Below are 19,252 nucleotides of genomic sequence, written 5' to 3'. Positions count from 1 at the left end.
CGCGATCCCGATCAGGGGGTCGAGGGCTCCGGCTTCCGGTCGGTCGGGGCCTCGTCCTGGCCCTCCGGCTGCCCGGCGAACCAGTTGATGCCGGGCGGCCCGCCGGCCGCCAGCGCCGCCTCGGCCCGCGCCAGGGCGTTCTGCGGAAGCGCCACGGTCGGCCCGAGGTACGACTGATCCTCGGCAGCCGGTTCGCCGCCTGCCGGTGCCTTGGGGCTGACCGTCGGGGCCTCGACGGCGGCGTCACCCTCGGCCGCCTCCGGCTCACCGCGCTCGGCAGTCGTACCCTGGCTCACCGGCTCGACCTCTGCCGCCGGGGTGGGCGGGCGTTGCACGGAGCGGGCCCCGACCATCGGATACTCGGCGGTCTCGCCACCCCCGGCCGCGGCGGCCATCACGGCCGCAGCCGCCAGGTCGGCGACCCGCTTGGCCTCCCGTTGCACCCGGGCCCGGGTCTCCTTGGCGTGCCGCTCGGCCGCCTCGACGGCCCGGCGTACCTCGTCCAGTCGCTGGCTCTCCGCCGTCAGATCCCGGACGGTCTCCTCCAACTGCTGGCGCATCCGGGACAGCTCGGCGTCGGTGACCTCCCGGTCCCGCTGGATCTCCGCCAGCTGCCGCCGGGCGGTCTCCAACTCCTCCTGTACGCCGGCCAGGGCGTCCTGCTGCTCGCCGATCTGCAACTGGACGGCGTGCAGTTGCTCCTCGGCGACGGCGGCCTGCTCGTCGCTGTGTCGGCGTACCTCGGCGGCCTGCTCGTCGGCGCGTTTGCGGATCTCCGCGGAGTACTGCTGGGCGTCCGCGATCATCGAGCTGACCCGCTGCTCGGCGGCGGTGCGCTGGGCGGCCAACTCGCGTTCCGCCGCGGCCCGCTGCTCGGCCAGATCCTCCTCGGCCGTGACCCGCCGCTCGGCCAACTCCTCCTCGACGGCGGTCCGTCGCTGGGCCAGTTCCTGCTGGCTCTTGGACCGGGCCGCCTGGATCTCCTGGTGGATCTGGGTACGCGCGGAGGAGGTCAGCGCCTCCGCCGCCGCCCGGGCCTGCTCGACCTGTTGGCGGCACTGCTCGCCGATGCGCTGGGCCTCCTGCTGGGCCCGCTCGTGGGCGGCCTCACCCTCGGCGCGCAGCCGGTCGGCCCGCTCCCGGGTCTCCGCCAACTCGGCCTCGGCCGTGGCCCGCAGTTCCTCGTACTTCTTGTCGTGCTCGGCGCGGCGGGCGGCCAGTTCCTCCTCGAGGTCGGCCAGCGACTTGGCGGTGCGCTCCCGGGCGTTGGCCAGGGTCTTCTCCGCCTCCGCCTGGAGCTTGTTGGCCCGCTGGGTGTGGGTGTCGATGATCGCCGCGGCCTGCTTCTCCGCCAGGTCCAGGATCTGGCCGACCATCGGGCCGACATCCTGGAAGGTCGCCTTGTCCAGTTGCGCCGGTCGTTGCCGCAGCTCGGCCACCTCGGCCTGGGCGGCCTGGAGCTTGGCGGTCAGCTCCCGGGTCCGGCCCAGGGCCCGGTCCCGTTCGGCCGAGACCGTGCTGAGTTGACCGTCCAACTGCTCCACATAGCGGTCGACCTGCTTTCTCTCGTAACCGCGCAGGGTCACCTCGAAGGTCGGCCGGGAGGCCAGGTCGTCGCGGACTGCGTACGGCTCCTCGCCGATGGACATGCCTCATCCTCCGTACGAACGCGGGTCGGCGCACCGGCGACCCGGCGGCGATGACGCGCAACGCTACCGCCGCTCGCACCGGTCTGTCGTCCCCCACCCCGACACCTTCTCGTGTTCTCCGCGAGCCGGTTCGCGGGTGGGGGTGGCATCGAGGCGGGGGCTGCCCGGTCGGGGGCGGGCGGAGGTGAGGAGGACCCACATCTTGACTCGAAGTTAGGTTAGGTTAACCTAAGCGCATGTCGAGCGTACTGGCGTCGAACGACGCTGAGCAGCGCCTTCGTGGCGTCGACCTCTGCCTGGGTTACCACCGTAAGGCAGTGGTCCACGGCGCCTCGATCGCCCTGCCTGCCGGGAGGGTGACCGCCCTGGTCGGGCCGAACGGCAGTGGCAAATCCACCCTGCTGCGGGCGCTGGCCCGGCTGCACCCGATCGACACCGGGGCGGTGTTCTGCGCCGACGGTGTCGCCGCGGCCAGCCTGCCGGCCAAGGAATTCGCCCGCCGGGTCACCCTGCTGGCGCAGAGTCGACCGGTACCCAACGGGGTCACCGTCCGGGACGTGGTCGGCTACGGCCGCCATCCCTACCGGGGCCGCTGGCGCAACGAGGACCCCGAGGGCCCGGCCGCGATCGCCCGCGCGATGGCGGTCACCGGGGTGGCCGCGATGGCCGACCGGCCCGTGGACGAACTCTCCGGCGGCGAACTCCAGCGGGTCTGGCTGGCCACCTGCCTGGCCCAGGACACCGAGGTACTGCTGCTCGACGAGCCGACCACCTTCCTCGACCTGCGCTATCAGGTCGAGATCCTCGACCTGATGCGCGAGCTGGCCGACGAGCACCACGTCGCGGTCGGGGTGGTGCTGCACGACCTCAACCAGGCCGCCGCGGTGGCCGACGAGGTGGTCCTGCTGCACAACGGCCGCATCCGCGCCGCCGGTACTCCAGAGCAGGTCTTCACCGAGACGGACCTGACCGAGACCTACGGCATCCGCATCGAGGTCAGCACCGATCCACTCACCGGTCTGGTGACCACCCGCCCCGTGGGGCGGCACCTGACCCGTATCCCGGTCTGAACCCGGACCGGTCCGGCAACGAGAAAGAACATCATGTCCCGTACCCGTGTCACCGCCCTGGTCGCCGCCGCCGCTACCGCGCTGCTGCTGACCGCCTGCGGCACCACTGAGAACACCGCCGAGCCCACCCCCTCCGCCTCCGCCGCCGGCGGACCGGTCACCGTGACCGACAGCCGGGGTAAGGAGGTCAAGCTCGACAGCCCCGCCACCAAGGTCGTCGGCCTGGAGTGGGGCGAGGTCGAGATGCTGGTCAGCCTCGGCGTCATGCCGGTCGGGGTCGCCGACCCCAAGGGGTACGCCACCTGGGTGACCGCCGCGAAGCTGGACCCCGAGGTCAAGGATGTCGGCACCCGGGGCGAGCCCAGTGTCGACTCGATCGTCGCCCTCGCCCCCGATCTCGTGGTCGTCTCGGACGGTCGCGGCGCCGCCCTGCTGGACCAGCTGGAGAAGTACGTCCCCGTGCTGGTGACCAAGAGCAGCGACGCCACCGACAACGTGGGCCGGATGCGTGCCGACCTCAACATGATCGCCAAGGCGGTCGGCAAGACCGCCGAGGCGGAGAAGCTGCTCGCCGACTTCGACGCCGCCCTGGCCGACGGCAAGAAGAAGATCGCCGAGGCCGGTGCCGCCGGGAAGCCGTTCGCCATCGCCGACGGCTGGAAGGAAGGCAGCACCGTCAGCATCCGGATGTTCGGCCAGGGTGCCTTCGTCTCCCAGCTCGGCATCCAGCTCGGCCTCACCAACGCCTGGACCGGCAAGGTCGACGAGGTGTGGGGCCTGGGCCAGACCGACGTCGAGGGCCTGACCGGACTCAAGAGCCCGGACCTGCACTTCTTCTACAACGCCTCGGACGGTACGGACGTCTTCGCCGAGGGCCTGGCCGACAACGCCATCTGGAAGTCGCTGCCCTTCGTCCAGCAGGGCAACCTGCACCGGATGCCGGACGGCATCTGGACCTTCGGCGGGCCGCTCTCCGCCAAGCAGTACATCGACCAGTTCGTCAACACCTACGCGGTGTGACCGAGCTGTCCGCGCCCGCGCGTCCGGAGCCGGCCCTCGGGTCGGCTCCGGCCGGACGCACCTCCGCTTCCCGCGTCGTCGGGGCCTTCATCGCGGCCACCGCGCTGACCCTGGTGGTCGCCGTCGTGCACCTCACCCAGGGCACCTCCACCGTGGGCGCCCTGGACCTGCTGCGACTGCTCACCGGTGGCGAGGACGAGACCGTTCGGGTGCTCGTCGCCTCCCGGGTGCCCCGGTTGCTGGCCGGGCTGGCCATCGGTATCGCCCTCGGCTTCGCCGGTGCGGCCCTGCAGTCCATCGCCCGCAACCCGCTGGCCTCGCCGGACACCCTGGCCGTCAACGCCGGTGCCCACCTGGCCATCGTGTCGGTAGCCGCCTTCGGCATCGCCTTGCCCGCCCTGCCGGCCGGTGGACTGGCCTTCTGCGGCGGCCTGGCAGCGGCCGGACTGGTGCTGGCGATGTCCTCCGGCGGACAGGCCGGCACCACCCGGCTGATCCTGGCCGGTTCGGCCACCGGGCTGGCCCTCAGCTCGGTGAGCATGCTGCTGCTCCTGCTCTTCGAACAGGCCACCATCGGCCTGTTCGCCTGGGGCAACGGATCCCTGGTGCAGAGCGACCTGAACGCCCTGACCCAACTCGCCCCGGTCATCGGCCTGTCCATCGTGGCGCTGATGCTGCTCGGTAACCGCCTGGACATCCTGGCCCTCGGCGACGACACCGCCACCGTGCTCGGCCTCGACGTACGGCGTACCCGGCTGATCGTCACCGTGCTGGCCGTCCTGCTCTCCGCCGCGGCGGTCACCCTCACCGGGCCGGTCGGGTTCGTCGGCCTCTGCGCGCCGGTGATCGTCCGGCTGCTCGGACCCCTGGTGCCCGGAGTGCACCGCCACCGGGTGCTGCTGCCCCTCTCCGGCCTGGCCGGGGTGATCATCGTGCTCGGCTCGGACGTGCTGCTCCGGGCGATCATGGGCGCCCAGGCCGGGGTCGACATCCCCACCGGGGTGGTCACCACCCTGCTCGGTGCGGCCGTGCTGATCTGGCTGGCCCGGCGGCACCGCGACGCCGGACCCACCCGCCGACCCCCGGGGGGTCACGCCGCCGTACGCTCGGCCGCCTTCCACCGCACCGTCGTCGGGGTGACGGCCGTCGTGGTCACCGTGGCGGTGCTGGTCGGGATGCTGGCCGGGGACACCTGGGTGCTCCTCGGTGACCTGGTCAACTGGGTCAACGGCAGCACCGGCCCGGCGTACACCTTCGTGCTGGACCAACGATGGCCCCGAGTCGCCGCCGCCCTGCTGGCCGGCGCGGCCCTGGCGGTGGCCGGCACCACCGTGCAGGGGGTCTGCCGCAACCCGCTGGCCGAGCCCGGCATCCTCGGCATCACCGCCGGAGCCGGACTGGGCGCCGTATCGCTGATCACCTTCGTGCCGCTGGCCAGTGTCTGGGCCGTCTCCGGGATGGCCGGGCTCGGCGCGATGCTCGCCTTCGCCCTGGTCTACGGGGTGGCCTGGCGAGGTGGACTCAGCTCCGACCGGCTGGTCCTGATCGGGTTCGGGGCCTGGCAGGGCGGCATGGCGCTGATCACCTTCCTGATCGTCGCCCACGACCCCTGGAACACCGGCAAGGCCCTGACCTGGATGTCCGGCTCCACCTACGGCCGCACCGCCACCCAGGTGCTGCCGGTGGCGATCGCCCTGCTGGTGCTCACCCCGGCCGTGCTGGCCGCCCGCCGCGAACTGGACCTGATGGCCTTGGACGACGACACCCCCCGGGTGCTCGGAGTCCGGCTGGAACGCACCCGGCTGGTGGCCCTGGCCGCGGCGGCGCTGCTCACCTCCACCGCGGTCTCCGCCGTCGGGGTGATCGGCTTCGTCGGTCTGGTCGCCCCGCACGCCGCCCGCGCCCTGGTCGGCGGCCGACACAGCCGGGTACTCCCGGTCGCCGCCCTGCTGGGTGCCGCCCTGGTCAGCCTCGCCGACACCCTGGGTCGCACGGTGATCGCCCCGGCCCAGATCCCGGCCGGGCTGGTCACCGCCCTGATCGGCACCCCGTACTTCGTCTGGTTGCTGTGGCGCTCGCGCGCCTCGGCCGCGCAGTCCCGATGACCCCTCCCGTGGCCCGTACCAAGGAAGGCAGCATGACCAACACCCTGCCCGTCGCGCCGTGGCGGTTGTTCTCCGTCGAGATCCGCGCGGTACGCCGGCTCAGCCCCTCCTTCGTCCGGGTCACCTTCACCGGCCCGGACCTGGACCGCTTCGCCGACAACGGTTACGACCAGCGGATCAAGCTGGCCCTGCCGCTGCCCGGCCAGCGGACGGTCGACCTGCCGCAGGGCCCCGACTGGTACGCCCAGTGGCGGGCCCTGCCGGAGCACCTACGCAACCCGATCCGCACCTACACCGTTCGGGCGGTCCGGCAGCACCTGCACGAACTCGATGTCGACCTGGTGCTGCACGGTGACGGTGGCCCGGCCAGCCGCTGGGCCCAGCAGGTCCGCCCCGGCGATGAGATCGCCATCGCCGGCCCGGACGCCGGCTACGCGGGCGACCACGGTGGACGCGAGTTCCGCCCGCCGTCGACCGGGTGCCTGCTGCTGGCCGGGGACGAGACCGCCGTCCCGGCGATCAGCGGCATCTGCGAGCGGCTGCCCCTGGACGCCCGGGGCCGGGTGCTGCTGGAGGTCCCCCACGCGGCGGACGTCCTGCCGCTGGACACGCCCCCCGGGGTAGAGGTGACCTGGCTGCCCCGCGAGGGCGGCCCCTACGGAGCCCGGCTGATCGGCGCGGTAGCCGAGGCCGCCCGGGACCTGCTGGCCGTCGCGCCGCCCGCCGGCCCCGGCCCTTCGATGGAGGAGACGGAGGTGGAGGCGATCCTCTGGGACATACCCGAGGTCCCGCCGACGGCCCCCTGCTACGCCTGGCTGGCCGGGGAGGCAGGCGTCATCCGCACCCTGCGCCGCCACCTGGTCACCGACTGCGCCCTGGACCGCCGCGCCGTCGCCTTTATGGGCTACTGGCGCCACGGCCACCCCGACCCCACCTCCTGATCCCTTCCGCCCTCCCCACCCCTTCCATCCCCGGCGATCTTGCACTTTTGGTCGCTGATTCGTCCGCTATATGCGGTATGCGGGGGCAGAAAGTGCAAGATCGACGGGGAGGAGGCGGGGGGAGGGGGGAGGGGCGGGGGGAGAGGGCGGGGGATGTTAGGGGAGGGGGTGGGAGATGTTGCGGGCGTGGTCGGTCAGGGCGGCGCTGGTGATGGTGGCTTCCAGGGGGAGGATCTCCAGGCAGCGGCGGATGGCCGGGGTCAACAGGGTGTTCGGTACCCGCATGGACAGGGTGCAGTGCGGGATCCAGTTGCCCGGGCGGTAGTGCTCGGTCAGGGGGATGCCGGCGGCGGTCAGCCGGTCGTGCACCCGCCGATGGTGCTCCAGCAGCTCCACGGTGGGCGCCAGGCCCAGCCAGAGCACCCGGCCGACGAACTGGCCGACGTACTGGAAGGACAGCCGCAGGGGCGCGGCCACGGTCGTACCCTCCAACGCCGCCGCCACCCGCTGCGGGTCGAAACGCGGTGCCACCGCCAGCGACACGTGCGGCCGGTGCCGCTGCTCCAGCAGCGAACGCAGGCTCTGCACGCCCTCGGCCTCCAGAGCGTCCCAGAGGACCCGGATGCGGCGGGTGGCGACGGTGTCCAGATAGAGCTCCAACGCGGCGACCACATGATCACTCTAGGGGCCGCCGCGTCGGTGGTCACGGCACGATCACGGCCCGGCCCTCCAGGGTGCCGTCCTGCATCTGCCGGTACGCGGTCATCGCCTGATCCAGTTTGAAGGTGGTCGTCTTCGGCCGCAGCAGCCCACGGGCACCCAGATCCAGCACCTCGACCAGCTCCGGTCGGCTGCCCCAGTAGGTGGTCTGGATGCTGACCTCGTACGGCACGGAGAAGAAGCTCACCGGCAGGGTCCCGCCGCCGATGCCGACGATGGTCAGGTCCCCCACGGTACGCGCGGCGGCGGCCCCCATCTTCAGGGTGGGGTCCGCGCCGACGAAGTCCAGCACGACGTCCGCACCCCGGCCCCCGGTGGCCGAACGGATCTCCTCGACGGTCCGCTCACCCGAACGCAACGTCAGGTCGGCACCACACTCCTCGGCCAGCCGCAACGCCTCGTCCCGGGTGTCCACCGCGATGATCCGGGCCGCGGTGGTGGCCTTGAGGATCTGCACCCCCACATGCCCCAGCCCACCCACGCCGATCACCACGGCGGTGCTGCCGGGCGGCAGCTTCGACCAGGACCGGCGGATCGCGTGGTACGGGGTGAGCCCCGCGTCGGTCAGCGGTGCCGCCTGCACCGGGTCCAGCCCGTCGGGCAGCGGCACCACCAGCCGGGCGTCCGGCACCAGCTCGTAGTCGGCCATCCCGCCGTCCAGACCGAGACCGCCCCCACCGCCGGGAATCGGCGCGGCGGCCGGATTCTCGCAGTAGTTCTCGGCGCCGAGCCGGCAGCGGGGGCAGACCCCACAACCCCACGGCCCGTACACGGCGACCGGTTGGCCCAACTCCAGTGAGGTCACCCCGGAACCGAGGGCGTGCACCCAACCGGCGTTCTCGTGCCCCAGGGTGAACGGCGGGTTCCAGGGCAGACTGCCCGCCTCGAAGTCGTGCATCAGGTGCAGGTCGGAGTGGCAGGCACCGGCAGCGCCGATCTTCACCACCACCTGACCGGGGCCGGGTGTCGGCTCATCCACCTCGACCAGTTCCGGGTCCGTCTTCCATGCAGGCAGCCGTAGCGCACGCATCCTTGCCTCCTTGTCCGCTGTAGCCAACGCCTCGGCTGCCCGGTGAGGATCGATTCAAACCCAGCGGTTGCCGATCGCACCGGGTAGCGGTGCACTGAATTACATGAGTGTCATCAAGGTGGGCACGTCCTCATGGGCCGATCAGACCCTGGTACGGTCCGGCTGGTACCCACGGGCGGCGAACACCCCGGCCGGTCGGCTCGACTACTACGCCGGCAAGTTCCCCCTGGTCGAGGTGGACACCTCGTACTACGCCGTGCCGACGCCGGAGACCACCCAGGGCTGGGTAGCGGCCACCGGGGACGACTTCACCTTCAACGTCAAGGCGTACCGCCTCTTCACCGGTCATCCGACCCCGGTCGCCACCCTCCCCGCCGACCTGCGCCCCAGCGGCGGCCCGGCCCGGATCCGCCGCCGGGATCTGCCACCGGCGGCGTACGACGAGTTGTGGCGCCGGTTCCGGGCGGCGCTGGAGCCGATCGCGGCGGCCGACCGGCTCGGCGCGGTGCTGTTGCAGTTCCCGCCGTGGCTGGCCCGCAGCGAGGCGGCCCGGCACCGGATCGCCGAACTGGCCGAACGCTGCCGACCCTGGCGGGTGGCCGTCGAGTTGCGACACGGCTCCTGGTTCGACGGCACCGCGGCGCTGGAGACCCTGGCCTTCCTCCGCGAGCACGGGCTGACCAACTGCGCCGTGGACATGCCGCAGGGCCACCCCGAGTCCGTGCCACCGATCCTGATCGCCACCGCCGACCTGGCGATGGTACGGATGCACGGGCACAGCACCGCCTGGGCCGGCGGCGACAAGGAGGAGCGCTTCCGGTACGCCTACGCGGACCGGGAACTGCGCATCTGGTCGGAGTTGCTGACCGAACTCGCCGGGCAGGCCGACGAACTGCATGTGCTGTTCAACAACTGCTGCGCCGGGCAGGCCCAGCGCGACGCCGAGCGGCTGGCCGGTCTGCTCGCCGCGGGGCGGGTAGCAGCCGGAGCCGAACGGTCGTCGCGCTGAGCCGGGTGCCCAGGTGCTCAGCGGCGCCAGGACACCCCCTCCGGTCGCGTACCGGTCGCTTCCTCCAGCGCGTTGTCCGGCAGGTCCTCGCCGACGACCTCGTCGGGAAACGAGCGGCGTGACGGCGCCGGATCGGGGGGCGCCCCCGGCCCGGCGGCCGGCGTCCGGGTCGGCTCCACCGACCCGAACCCGTGCCGGCCGGCGCTCGGCCGTCCACTCGGTGTCTCGCCTGCTCGCCGTTGCCCACGCCGGCCCTCCGGCACAGCGGTCTCCTCGCTGCCCTCGTCCCCCGGCGAGTCCTCGCCGAGACCCCACGGGGGGTCGGCGTCGAAGCCGCCCGTGGTCCCCCAGGGCTCGACCCCCTCGGGCCCCCGGTCCTGCCTGTGCCTGTCCGTCATGACCGGCTCCCTCCCTCGGCCGCGGCGATCCGGGCGCCGCCCTCGGGCCCGGTGGCCCGCACGTCGCCGTTCACCGCCGGGCCGGCGGCCACTCAGTGGCCGTTGTGGCTCATCGCCTTGGACATCTGCATCAGCCCGCCGCCCTTGGCCATCGCCTTCGGCGACTGCATCAGGCCGTTGGCCCGGCCGAGCACCCCGCGCAGGACCTGCCCGGGTTTCTGCTGCTCACCCATGTACGCGGTGACCACGATCAGCGCGCCGGTGAGCGCCGGAATGGTCCACTGGAGCAGCTTGAGCTGCCGCTGACAGGCGGCCACGTTCTGCGGGGTCTGCTGGTTCGGCTCGGTCACCCCGGCCACGCTGGGCCCGCCCGCCCGGGCCAGGCGGTTGCCGAGCATCCGGCTGTACCCGGTCACCGCCAGGGCGCTGAGGGTCAGGGCGGTCTTCAGGGTGCTCACCCGCCCGACACCCCGCTGGGCGGCCATCCGAGGGCTCTCGGTGACCAGTTCACCTACCGCCCCGGCCAGGTGGGCGCCGATGGCGGCGGCGTTGACCGGGGTCCACCGGGACCACCCGGCCGAAGCCACCGGCAGCCGCTGGGTCGAGTCGCCGACCTGGGCCGCAGCGCCGTTGACGCCGAAGGCTCCCATCAGGGAGCCACCGAACCAGGCCGCCAGGCCCAGGTCGTGCATGGATCGAAGAGCGGTGTGTGTGTCCGACATGTTTGTCCCCCTCAAGCCGTTTTCGAGCGCTGCGGCTTACCCGCCCTGGCAGGGCCTAATCACCGGGTGGGGGTGGGAGGGGTCAGCGGGCCGGCAGAGTGGCGGCGAAGTCGGCCACCCGGGCGGCCAAGGGCTCGGCGGCGTGGCGTACCCAGGTGAAGTGGTCCAGCCGGACCCCCTGCGGGTCGGGATACCGCACGCGTGCCACAGCAGCTTCGGGGAGCTTGGCGCAGAGCCGGTCCAGGGTGGCATGCGGGGTGTACTGGTCGTGCGCGAAGCTGACGGCCAGCACCGGGGTACGGATCTGCCGCACGGCCGCCTCGGTGTCCACCCCCTCCAGGTCGGGGAAGCGACCGGTGCGGGCGGTGTAGGCCCAGTCGCGGATCACCCCGCGGGCCTGCCGGCCACCGAACCCCCAGCCCGGCCAGACCCCGAGCAGCCGGGCCGTGGCGGCGATGCCCTGGGTGTACGGCAGCACCCCGTAGCGCCGTGGGCCGGTGAAGTCCCGCCAGTACGGGATCCCCACGGCCGTCAGCACCAACCCGTCGACCTCCTGCTCGCCGTGCAGGGCCAGGTGCAGCACGGCGGCCTGCCCACCGAGGGAGTGCCCCAGCAGCAGGGTGCGCCGACCGTCGAACCGAACCTTGAGGGCGGCGCGTACCGCACCGATGTCGGCGGCCAGCTCCGGGTAGCCGTACCGACAGGCCCGGCTGGCTCTGGGGGTGCTCTCGCCGGTGCCCCGCAGGTCGGCCACGACCACCCGCAGTCCGGCGGCCCGCAGGGCGGTGGCGAAGGGCCGGTAGTACCGGGCCCGCACCCCCATGGCCGGCACGACCAGTACCACCGGTGCCTCCGCCGGGCCGGTGGGCTCCGGATAGACCTGGATGCCCAGGCGGGCGCCGTCGACCTGGACGAATTCCTGCACGTACTCCACGGTCTCGGTCACCCGATCAGGTTACCGGCGAGTCATGACACGCTGATCGTGCCGTTCGAGGCGCGTACGCAGGCCACCGAGCGGGCCATGGTGGTGGCCGCCCCGGCCAGGCACTGGCCGAGCACCTGATGCCCGGCGGCGTTCGGGTGCCACGACTCCTGGCAGGTCTGGAAGTAGGTAGCGCAGGTGTTCGCGATCCGCTGGATGGCGATCTTGTCCTTGCCGGAGAGGCTGGTGACGAAGGTGCCGTTGGGCGGGTTGTCCATCAGCCGGATCGGGGTGGCCAGCGTGCCGGTCGGGCTGTTCGAGGTCTCGCAGAGCCGGGCGCCGTCGAAGGCCCGCTGGACGTTCAGATAGACCAGGTCGGTGCTGGGGAACTCGGCGGCCAGGGTGTCCCGGGTGGAGCGGACGATGGTGCCGAGACCCTGGGAGAACCGGTGGCCGGGGGCCAGGCTGGCCCGGTGGATCGGGCAGCCGGCGGCGTACCGCTCCGCTCCGAGGGCGCGGAACTTGTCCCGGGTGTCGTCCCGGCTGTCCTCGGAGTGGTACGGCGAGGCCAGGTCCAGCGGCAGCGGGTTCGTGTAGTCCTGCAACACCACCCGGTGCTGACCGTCGGCGTCCACCTCGCGCAAGGTGGTCAGGATCTGGCGTACCGCCGCGGTGGTCTCGGCGGTCGCGGCGCTGATCTGCGCGGCGGTGGCCAGGTCCGCGTCCGTGCAGGGCTTCTGCTCCACCGGGCCGCCCAGGTACGCCCAGAACTCCCACCAGCCGGTCCAGGCGTCGGCGATGAACCGGTTGGCGCACTTCTCCGCCACCCCGCCGAAGGTGAACGAGCTGTTGTTGGAGCCCAGACCGATCAGGACCAGGTCGATGTCGTGGGTCCGGGCGACCGTGCGGAGCTGGTCGAGCTGGGCGGCCACCTGTCGACCGCCGGTCCGCGCCGACGAGGCGGCGGCGATGTCGCGCGGCTGGCCTCCGGAGCAGGCCAGATTGAACCGGTCCTGGATGCCGGGCAGTGACGCCTGGTGCAGCGAGGCATTTCCGGACCGGTGGCAGAAGAAGGCGTTGCTGTTCGGCGCGGTCCAGCCCGGGAAGCCGCGGGCGACCCCGGTCGAGTCGACCACCGGCTGGTACCCCCCGGCGCCTTCGCCGCTGATGAAGCTGTCGCCGAGGGCGACCGCGGCGGTGGGTGCCGCCGCGGCCGCAGGGGCGGCGCCGGTGAGAGTCGTGGAGAGGGTTGCCGCGACGACGGCCAGGGCCATCGCGGCGGCGGTACGACGCAACCTGGGCATGGTTTCCCATCCATTCATGGAAATATGAAAGATCCTCTTCTCGTGATGGAATCACGCAGGTGTGACGTGCGTCAACAACGGGAAACGCATGTGACATGTGGGTCAGGGGGGAGTTAACTCCGCCCGTGCCGCATCCGGCCCGGGCATAAGGCCGGGCGACGGGGCGTTGACCGCGGCAGGTGCCACCAGCAGAGGCCGTGTGCGGCGTGCCGCACGGGTGTCCGCGTCAGGTGTCGGGGCGTACGGCTACGCTCGCTGCGGCCGTCCCACGCTGGGCCGACCACCGACGGTGTGGGGCAGCACATCGCCGAGACCGGGGAGTACGACGGAGTTGACCGCAGAGCCTGAGACCCTGTACGGGGCCGATGACCTCACCCATCTTGAGGGGCTGGACGCCGTTCGCAAGCGGCCCGGCATGTACATCGGCTCCACCGACAGTCGTGGCGTGGGTCACCTCGTCAACGAGATCCTGGACAACTCCACCGACGAAGGCGTCGCCGGCCACGCCACGAAGATCGAGGTCACCCTGCACCCCGACGGTTCGGTGCAGGTGGACGACGACGGGCGGGGCATCCCCACGGACGTGCACGCCCGCTCCGGCATCTCCGGGGTGGAGCTGGTGCTCACCCGGCTGCACGCCGGCGGCAAGTTCGGCGGCTCCGGCTACAAGACCTCCGGGGGTCTGCACGGGGTAGGCGCCTCGGCGGTCAACGCCCTGTCCCGCCGCTTCGACGTCACCGTCCGGCGCGGCGGCAAGGTGCACACCATGTCGTTCCGGCACGGGGTGCCCGGCATCTTCGAGGGCGACGGCCCGGAGGCGCCCTTCACCCCCGGCCCCGGCCTCCAGGTCGCCGGGGCGATGAAGCGCGGCCAGCGCACCGGCACCTCGATCCGCTACTGGTACGACCCCCGCTACTTCGAGACCGGCGCCACCCTCGACCACGACGCGGTACGCGCCAAGCTGCGGCACACCGCCTTCCTGGTCCCCGGGGTCAGCTACACCCTGCGCGACCGCACCGCCCAGGAGCCGACCGAGGAGCAGTTCCACTATCCCAACGGGCTCACCGACATGGTGGACTTCCTCGCCCCGGCCGGAGACCGGCCGGTCTCCGGCACCCTGCTGGTCACCGGCGAGGGCACCTACCGGGAGAACGCCGCCGACGCCAACGGCGTGATGCAGTCCAACGTGCAGCGACGCGCCGAGATCGAGGTGGCCTTCCGCTGGGGCACCGGCTACGAGCGCACGGTCGAGTGCTTCACCAACACCATCCGCAACGCGCACGGCGGCACCCACCGCAAGGGCTTCGAACGGGCCCTGGCGCGTACCCTCGCCGACGCCGTACGCAACACCCGTGGCCTGCTCAAGGCCAAGGAGGACGCCCCCACCCTGGACGACGTGCTGGAGGGCATGACCGCGGTGGTGCACGTACGGGTGCCCGAGCCGCAGTTCACCTCCCAGACCAAGGACGAGCTCTCCACCGCCGGGGTCACCAAGGTGGTGCAGGGGCTGGTCGAGCAGCACCTGAAGTCCTGGCTGGAGGACCGCAAGACCAAGACCGAGGCGCGCACCGTCCTGCAGAAGATCGTCGACGCCGCCCGGGTACGCCTGACCCAGAAGCAGCAGAAGGACGCCGCCCGCCGCAAGACCGCCCTGGAAGGCGCGGCCATGCCGGCCAAACTGGTCGACTGCCGCGCGACCGGCGTGGACCGCAGCGAGCTGTTCATCGTCGAGGGAGACAGCGCGCTCGGTTGCTTTACCGGCGACACCATGGTTGCGCTGGCCTCAGGCATCAGCCGCTCGTTCGCGGATCTTGCCGAGGACTGGCAGCGGGGGGTCACCCACTTCGGCTACACCACCAACAAGGCGGGTCGGGTGGTCGTCGCGCCACTGGTCGAACCGCGCCTGACTAAGCGGGCCGCGCCGCTGGTGCGGGTGACCCTCGACAACGGCGAGTCGGTCAGATGCACCCCGGATCACCTTTTCCGCCTACGCGACGGCTCCTACCGCCGTGCCGACGCCCTCACGCCCGGCGATTCCCTCATGCCGCTCTACCGCAGCCTGTCCAGCAAGGCCGCTGGGCAGAAGCTACAGGGATACGAGCGGGTCTGGATGAATGACAGGGATGAGTGGGTCTATACCCACTACCTCGCCGACGCCTGGAATCTCAGGCACGGCCGGGACAGCGCGGCCAACGGCAACGTGCGTCACCATATCGACATCGACAAGCGCAACAACGACCCGCGCAACATTCAGCGCATGACCTGGGCCGACCACTCGGCGCTGCACGCCTCGATGATGGGCGAACATGTCCACGCCGGGTGGCGTGAGTGGTTCGCGAACGGTGGTCGTGAGTTCAAGTCGGCGATGCTGACGGCTCAGTGGCGGGACCCTGATTTCCGTGAAGCATGCCTGGCACGGCTCTTCGCGCTCAACGAGTCACCCGCCTTCCGGGCAAAGTTCGAGCAGGGATTCCAGGATTGGTACGCCGCGCTCAGTGACGACCAACGGCGTGCCTACGCAGACCGGATGCGCCAGCGGCAGGCTGGTTACTGGTCGGATCCGGAGCACCGGGCGACGGCTGCGGAGCGGGTCAGGCGGTACTTCGCCGACCCGGCCCGGCGTGAGCAATGGCGGGAGCGGTCCGTGCGGCAGTGGCAGGACTCCGAACTGCGTGCCTGGCGGTCGCAGAAGACGATCGAGCAGTTCTCGGACCCTGCGGAAAGGACCCGGCAGCGCAACGCGGTTTTGGCTTGGCACGCGGACAATCCGGAGTTCGGCGAGCATCACTCGCGCCGGATGAAGCAGCGGCTGACCGATCCGAACAACGACCACCTCGCCAAGGTGCAGGCTGGACGAGCCCGGTACGTGGCGACCGTGCCGCGTGGCGAACGGGTAGGTCGCCAGCAGGACGGGCGCCGGCTTGCCGCGCTGCGCCGACTCGCGCCGATGCTCGCCTTGGAAGACGGTGACCTCGCGGCGGCGTACGAGGCTGAGCGCCTGCGTTCGGCCCGTACCGGGCTGCGCTTCGACCGGCTCCTCAAGCTCTACGACGGTGACTATGCCCGCCTTCGTGAGGCTGCTGCTCTGGTCAATCACCAGGTGGTGTCCGTCGAACCGCTCGATGAGACGGCGGACGTGTATGACCTGACGGTCGAGGGTTACCACAACTTCGCGTTGGAGGCGGGCGTCTTCGTGCACAACAGCGCTCGGGTCGCCCGTACCGCCGAATATCAGGCGCTTCTGCCGATCCGCGGCAAGATCCTCAACGTGCAGAAGGCCAACCTCCAGCAGGTGCTGGACAATGCCGAGTGCGCCGCCATCGTGCAGGTGCTCGGGGCGGGCTCCGGGCGTACCTTCGATCTGTCCTCGATGCGGTACGGCCGGGTGCTCATCATGGCCGACGCGGACGTCGACGGCGCCCACATCCGGACCCTGCTGATCACCCTGTTCGCCCGGTACATGCGGCCGTTGATCGAGGCGGGTCGGCTCTACGCCGCGATGCCGCCGCTGCACAAGATCACCACCAAGGGGCGTAACCCGGAGACCATCTTCACCTACACCCAGGCGGAGATGGAGGCGACCGTCCGCAAGCTGGAGAAGGCCGGCAAGCAGATCGTCACCCCCATTCCCCGGTTCAAGGGTCTCGGTGAGATGGACGCCGACGAGTTGTGGGACACCACGATGAACCCGGCCACCCGGTCGGTGCGCCGGATCACCCTGGAGGATGTCGACGCCGCCGAGCGGATCCTCGAACTGCTGATGGGGGAGAAGGTCGAGCCGCGCCGCAACTGGCTTATCGACTCCGCCGACCGGGTCGACCGCGACGCCATCGACGCCTGACCAACGGGTTCTTCGGAAGGAAAGCTGAACCATGGCACGCCGCAAGGAAACGAAGGTCGACCACTCCGCGTTCGACCAGGCCGGCGCGCGGGTCTTCGACAACCCGCTGGTCACCGAGGTGTCCGACTCCTACCTGGAGTACGCCTTCTCGGTCATCCACTCCCGGGCCCTGCCGGACGCCCGCGACGGCCTCAAGCCGGTGCACCGGCGCATCCTGTACGCCATGTACGAGTCGGGTTTCCGGCCCGACCGGGCGCACGTCAAGTCGGCCCGGGTGGTCGGTGACGTGATGGGGCGCTACCACCCGCACGGCGACACCGCGATCTACGACGCCATGGTCCGGATGGCCCAGGACTTCTCGCTCAACGTCCCGCTCATCGACGGGCACGGCAACTTCGGCTCTCCTGACGATGGACCGGCCGCCGCGCGTTACACCGAAGCTCGGATGTCGCGGGAGGCGATGCTGCTCGTCGGCGAGTTGGGTGAGGAGACCGTCGACGTCGAACCCAACTACGACGGGTCGCTGACCCAGCCCACCGTGCTGCCGGCCGCCTTCCCGAACCTGCTGGTCAACGGCACCTCCGGGATCGCGGTCGGGATGGCCACCAACATGATCCCGCACAACCTGGGGGAGGTCGTCTCGGCGGCCCGCTGGCTGATCCGGCACCCCGACGCCACCCTGGACAAGCTGATGGAGTTCGTGCTCGGTCCGGACCTGCCCACCGGTGGGCTGCTGCTCGGCCTGGACGAGGTGCGCCGGGCGTACGAGACCGGCCGGGGCGTGGTGCGGATGCGCGGCAAGGTGGAGGTCGGCCCGTTGGAGGGCAGCCGGGGTCGGCAGGCCATCACGGTGGTCGAGTTGCCGTACGGGGTGGGTGCGGAGAAGGTCATCGCGGCCATCACCAACGAGGTCACCAAGACCAAGCGGCTGACCGGGATCGCCGACGTCAAGGACCTCACCGACCGGGAGAACGGCACCCGCCTGGTCATCGAGTGCAAGGTGGGGGTCAACCCCCAGGCCTTGCTGGCCGACCTGTACCGCCTAACCCCCCTGGAGCAGTCCTTCGGGGTGAACAACCTGGTGCTGGTCGACGGGCAGCCGCGCACTCTGGGGTTGAAGGCGCTGCTGGAGGTGTTCCTGGCGCACCGGTACGAGGTGGTGACCCGGCGCAGCGCGTACCGCAGGCGTAAGCGCGAGGAGCGGCTGCACCTCGTCGACGGTCTGCTGATCGCCCTGCTCGACATCGACAAGGTGGTCAAGCTGATCCGGGCCAGCGAGGACGCCCAGGACGCCAAGGACGGCCTGATGCGCCGGTTCAAGCTCTCCGAGATCCAGGCCGGCTACATCCTGGACACCCCGCTGCGTCGGCTGACCAAGTACGACCGGCTGGAGTTGGAGGCCGAGCAGGAGAAGCTGCGCGCCGAGATCGCCGAGCTGTCCACCATCCTGGACGACGAGAAGGTGCTGAAGAAGGTCGTCTCCGACGAGTTGGCCGCAGTGGTCAAGCAGTTCGCCGCCCCGCGTCGTACCACCCTCGTCGACGGTGATCTCAAGGAGGTGCTCGCCGCCTCCGCCCCGGCCGGGCCGCTGGAGGTGGCCGACGACCCCTGCCAGGTGATCCTGTCGGCCACCGGGCTGGTGGCCCGTACCGCGGCCGAGTCGGAGGAGGCCGCCGAGGGGCGGCGCCGGCACGGCCGGGTCAAGCACGACGCGGTACGCGCCATGGTGCACTCCACCGCCCGGGGTCGGGTGCTGCTGGTGACCAGTGCGGGTAGGGCCTTCAAGGTGGATGTGCTGCCCCTGCCGGTGTTGCCGGAGCAGTCCGGCACGGTGTCGCTGCGCGGCGGGATGTCCGCGGCCGAGTTGGTGCCGTTGGAGCCGGGGGAGACCGTGGTGGGTCTGGCGCCCCTGGGCGGCACCGCCGAGGGCTCTCCGGGTCTGGCGTTGGGTACCCGTCAGGGGGTGGTCAAGGTCTGCGCCCCGGACTGGCCGGTCCGTTCCGACGAGTTCGAGGTGATCGGGCTGCGCGACGGCGACGAGGTGGTCGGGGCGACCTGGCTGGTCGACGGTACGGAGTCCCTCGCCTTCCTGACCAGCGCGGCGTCGCTGTTGCGTTTCCCCGCCGGCACGGTTCGTCCGCAGGGGCTCAAGGGTGGCGGCATGGCCGGCATCGCCCTGTCGGCCGGGTCGCAGGTGGTGTACTTCGGTGCGGTGCGTACGGACGATCCGCAGCACGGTGAGCCGATGGTGGTGACCTCCACCGGTGCCACTGTCAAGGTGACGCCGTTCGCGGCGTACCCGGCGAAGGGGCGGGCGACCGGCGGGGTGCGCGCCCAGCGCTTCCTCAAGGGGGAGACCGACGTGGTCGTCGGCTGGATCGGCCCTCGCCCGGTGGGCTCGACGGCCAATGGCGAACCGGTCGAACTTCCGGCCGCCGATCCCCGTCGGGACGGCTCCGGTTTCGCCGTCATGCTCGGCCCCACCGTGATCGGTCATCAGATCGATCGCCAGTAGGCGGAG

At 71.4% G+C, this 19,252-nt stretch carries 13 protein-coding genes and 3 pseudogenes; 9 read left to right on the top strand and 7 right to left on the bottom strand.

Annotated elements, in window-relative coordinates; all coding sequences use genetic code 11:
• Positions 1-11 precede the first annotated feature (11 nt).
• Positions 12-1,649, bottom strand: coding sequence for a hypothetical protein (locus OIE53_RS13570; RefSeq protein WP_327026958.1), 1,638 nt, complete (start codon positions 1,647-1,649; stop codon positions 12-14).
• A gap of 236 nt (positions 1,650-1,885) precedes the next feature.
• Between OIE53_RS13570 and OIE53_RS13565 the strand changes: the two genes are divergently transcribed.
• From OIE53_RS13565 to OIE53_RS13550, 4 genes are read left to right on the top strand one after another with little or no spacing between them, the layout of a single operon-like run.
• Positions 1,886-2,719: an ABC transporter ATP-binding protein gene (locus OIE53_RS13565; protein ID WP_327026957.1), complete on the top strand. Its 834-nt coding sequence runs from the start codon at positions 1,886-1,888 to the stop codon at positions 2,717-2,719.
• Between the two features lie 33 nt (positions 2,720-2,752).
• A complete protein-coding gene (locus OIE53_RS13560; protein ID WP_327026956.1) occupies positions 2,753-3,739 on the top strand; it encodes an ABC transporter substrate-binding protein in 987 nt (328 codons plus the stop codon).
• Between the two features lie 5 nt (positions 3,740-3,744).
• Positions 3,745-5,844 (top strand): iron ABC transporter permease, encoded by a 2,100-nt coding sequence (locus OIE53_RS13555; protein WP_442791400.1) that lies wholly within the window; start codon positions 3,745-3,747, stop codon positions 5,842-5,844.
• A gap of 32 nt (positions 5,845-5,876) precedes the next feature.
• Positions 5,877-6,785, top strand: a complete 909-nt coding sequence (locus OIE53_RS13550; protein WP_327027184.1) for a siderophore-interacting protein — start codon at positions 5,877-5,879, stop codon at positions 6,783-6,785.
• 156 nt (positions 6,786-6,941) lie between these two features.
• Here OIE53_RS13550 and OIE53_RS13545 read toward each other — a convergent pair whose 3' ends face one another.
• On the bottom strand, positions 6,942-7,457 hold the full coding sequence (locus tag OIE53_RS13545; protein ID WP_327026954.1) for a 2'-5' RNA ligase family protein: 516 nt from the start codon (positions 7,455-7,457) through the stop codon (positions 6,942-6,944).
• A gap of 31 nt (positions 7,458-7,488) precedes the next feature.
• Positions 7,489-8,535, bottom strand: a complete 1,047-nt coding sequence (locus OIE53_RS13540; RefSeq protein ID WP_327026953.1) for an NAD(P)-dependent alcohol dehydrogenase — start codon at positions 8,533-8,535, stop codon at positions 7,489-7,491.
• Positions 8,536-8,638: 103 nt separating this feature from the next.
• Here OIE53_RS13540 and OIE53_RS13535 point away from each other — a divergent pair, with 103 nt between their 5' ends.
• Complete coding sequence (locus OIE53_RS13535; protein ID WP_327026952.1) at positions 8,639-9,544, top strand: DUF72 domain-containing protein; 906 nt, start codon at positions 8,639-8,641, stop codon at positions 9,542-9,544.
• 17 nt (positions 9,545-9,561) lie between these two features.
• Here the strand turns inward: OIE53_RS13535 and OIE53_RS13530 are convergent, their stop codons facing one another.
• The 4 genes from OIE53_RS13530 to OIE53_RS13515 form a co-directional block, all read right to left on the bottom strand.
• Positions 9,562-9,942: a hypothetical protein gene (locus tag OIE53_RS13530; RefSeq protein ID WP_327026951.1), complete on the bottom strand. Its 381-nt coding sequence runs from the start codon at positions 9,940-9,942 to the stop codon at positions 9,562-9,564.
• Between the two features lie 92 nt (positions 9,943-10,034).
• A complete protein-coding gene (locus OIE53_RS13525; protein ID WP_327026950.1) occupies positions 10,035-10,664 on the bottom strand; it encodes a hypothetical protein in 630 nt (209 codons plus the stop codon).
• Between the two features lie 82 nt (positions 10,665-10,746).
• Positions 10,747-11,598 (bottom strand): alpha/beta hydrolase family protein, encoded by an 852-nt coding sequence (locus OIE53_RS13520; RefSeq protein ID WP_327027183.1) that lies wholly within the window; start codon positions 11,596-11,598, stop codon positions 10,747-10,749.
• Positions 11,599-11,630: 32 nt separating this feature from the next.
• On the bottom strand, positions 11,631-12,890 hold the full coding sequence (locus OIE53_RS13515) for a hypothetical protein (RefSeq protein ID WP_327026949.1): 1,260 nt from the start codon (positions 12,888-12,890) through the stop codon (positions 11,631-11,633).
• Positions 12,891-13,069: 179 nt separating this feature from the next.
• Here OIE53_RS13515 and OIE53_RS13510 point away from each other — a divergent pair.
• The 4 genes and pseudogenes from OIE53_RS13510 to OIE53_RS13495 form a co-directional block, all read left to right on the top strand.
• A pseudogene (locus OIE53_RS13510) lies at positions 13,070-14,640 on the top strand (ATP-binding protein); the annotation flags it as partial.
• Positions 14,614-16,086, top strand: a pseudogene (locus OIE53_RS13505) (ATP-binding protein); the annotation flags it as partial. The pseudogenes OIE53_RS13510 and OIE53_RS13505, both read left to right, overlap by 27 nt.
• A 6-nt stretch (positions 16,087-16,092) precedes the next feature.
• A pseudogene (locus tag OIE53_RS13500) lies at positions 16,093-16,731 on the top strand (toprim domain-containing protein); the annotation flags it as partial.
• Between the two features lie 31 nt (positions 16,732-16,762).
• The gene (locus OIE53_RS13495; protein WP_327026948.1) at positions 16,763-19,246 is read left to right on the top strand and encodes a DNA gyrase/topoisomerase IV subunit A; all 2,484 of its coding nucleotides are present in this window, start codon (positions 16,763-16,765) and stop codon (positions 19,244-19,246) included.
• Positions 19,247-19,252: the final 6 nt, after the last annotated feature.

Source organism: Micromonospora sp. NBC_01739 (genome assembly GCF_035920385.1).
Lineage (GTDB): Bacteria > Actinomycetota > Actinomycetes > Mycobacteriales > Micromonosporaceae > Micromonospora.
This window is presented reverse-complemented; position numbering and strand designations above follow the sequence as displayed.

Excerpts from the sequence above, each read along its gene's own strand:
- OIE53_RS13570 (WP_327026958.1), bottom strand. The coding sequence starts at position 1,649 with ATGTCCATCGGCGAGGAGCCGTACGCAGTCCGCGACGACCTGGCCTCC.
- OIE53_RS13565 (WP_327026957.1), top strand. The coding sequence starts at position 1,886 with ATGTCGAGCGTACTGGCGTCGAACGACGCTGAGCAGCGCCTTCGTGGC.
- OIE53_RS13560 (WP_327026956.1), top strand. The coding sequence starts at position 2,753 with ATGTCCCGTACCCGTGTCACCGCCCTGGTCGCCGCCGCCGCTACCGCG.
- OIE53_RS13550 (WP_327027184.1), top strand. The coding sequence starts at position 5,877 with ATGACCAACACCCTGCCCGTCGCGCCGTGGCGGTTGTTCTCCGTCGAG.
- OIE53_RS13540 (WP_327026953.1), bottom strand. The coding sequence starts at position 8,535 with ATGCGTGCGCTACGGCTGCCTGCATGGAAGACGGACCCGGAACTGGTC.
- OIE53_RS13535 (WP_327026952.1), top strand. The coding sequence starts at position 8,639 with ATGAGTGTCATCAAGGTGGGCACGTCCTCATGGGCCGATCAGACCCTG.
- OIE53_RS13530 (WP_327026951.1), bottom strand. The coding sequence starts at position 9,942 with ATGACGGACAGGCACAGGCAGGACCGGGGGCCCGAGGGGGTCGAGCCC.
- OIE53_RS13525 (WP_327026950.1), bottom strand. The coding sequence starts at position 10,664 with ATGTCGGACACACACACCGCTCTTCGATCCATGCACGACCTGGGCCTG.
- OIE53_RS13515 (WP_327026949.1), bottom strand. The coding sequence starts at position 12,890 with ATGCCCAGGTTGCGTCGTACCGCCGCCGCGATGGCCCTGGCCGTCGTC.
- OIE53_RS13495 (WP_327026948.1), top strand. The coding sequence starts at position 16,763 with ATGGCACGCCGCAAGGAAACGAAGGTCGACCACTCCGCGTTCGACCAG.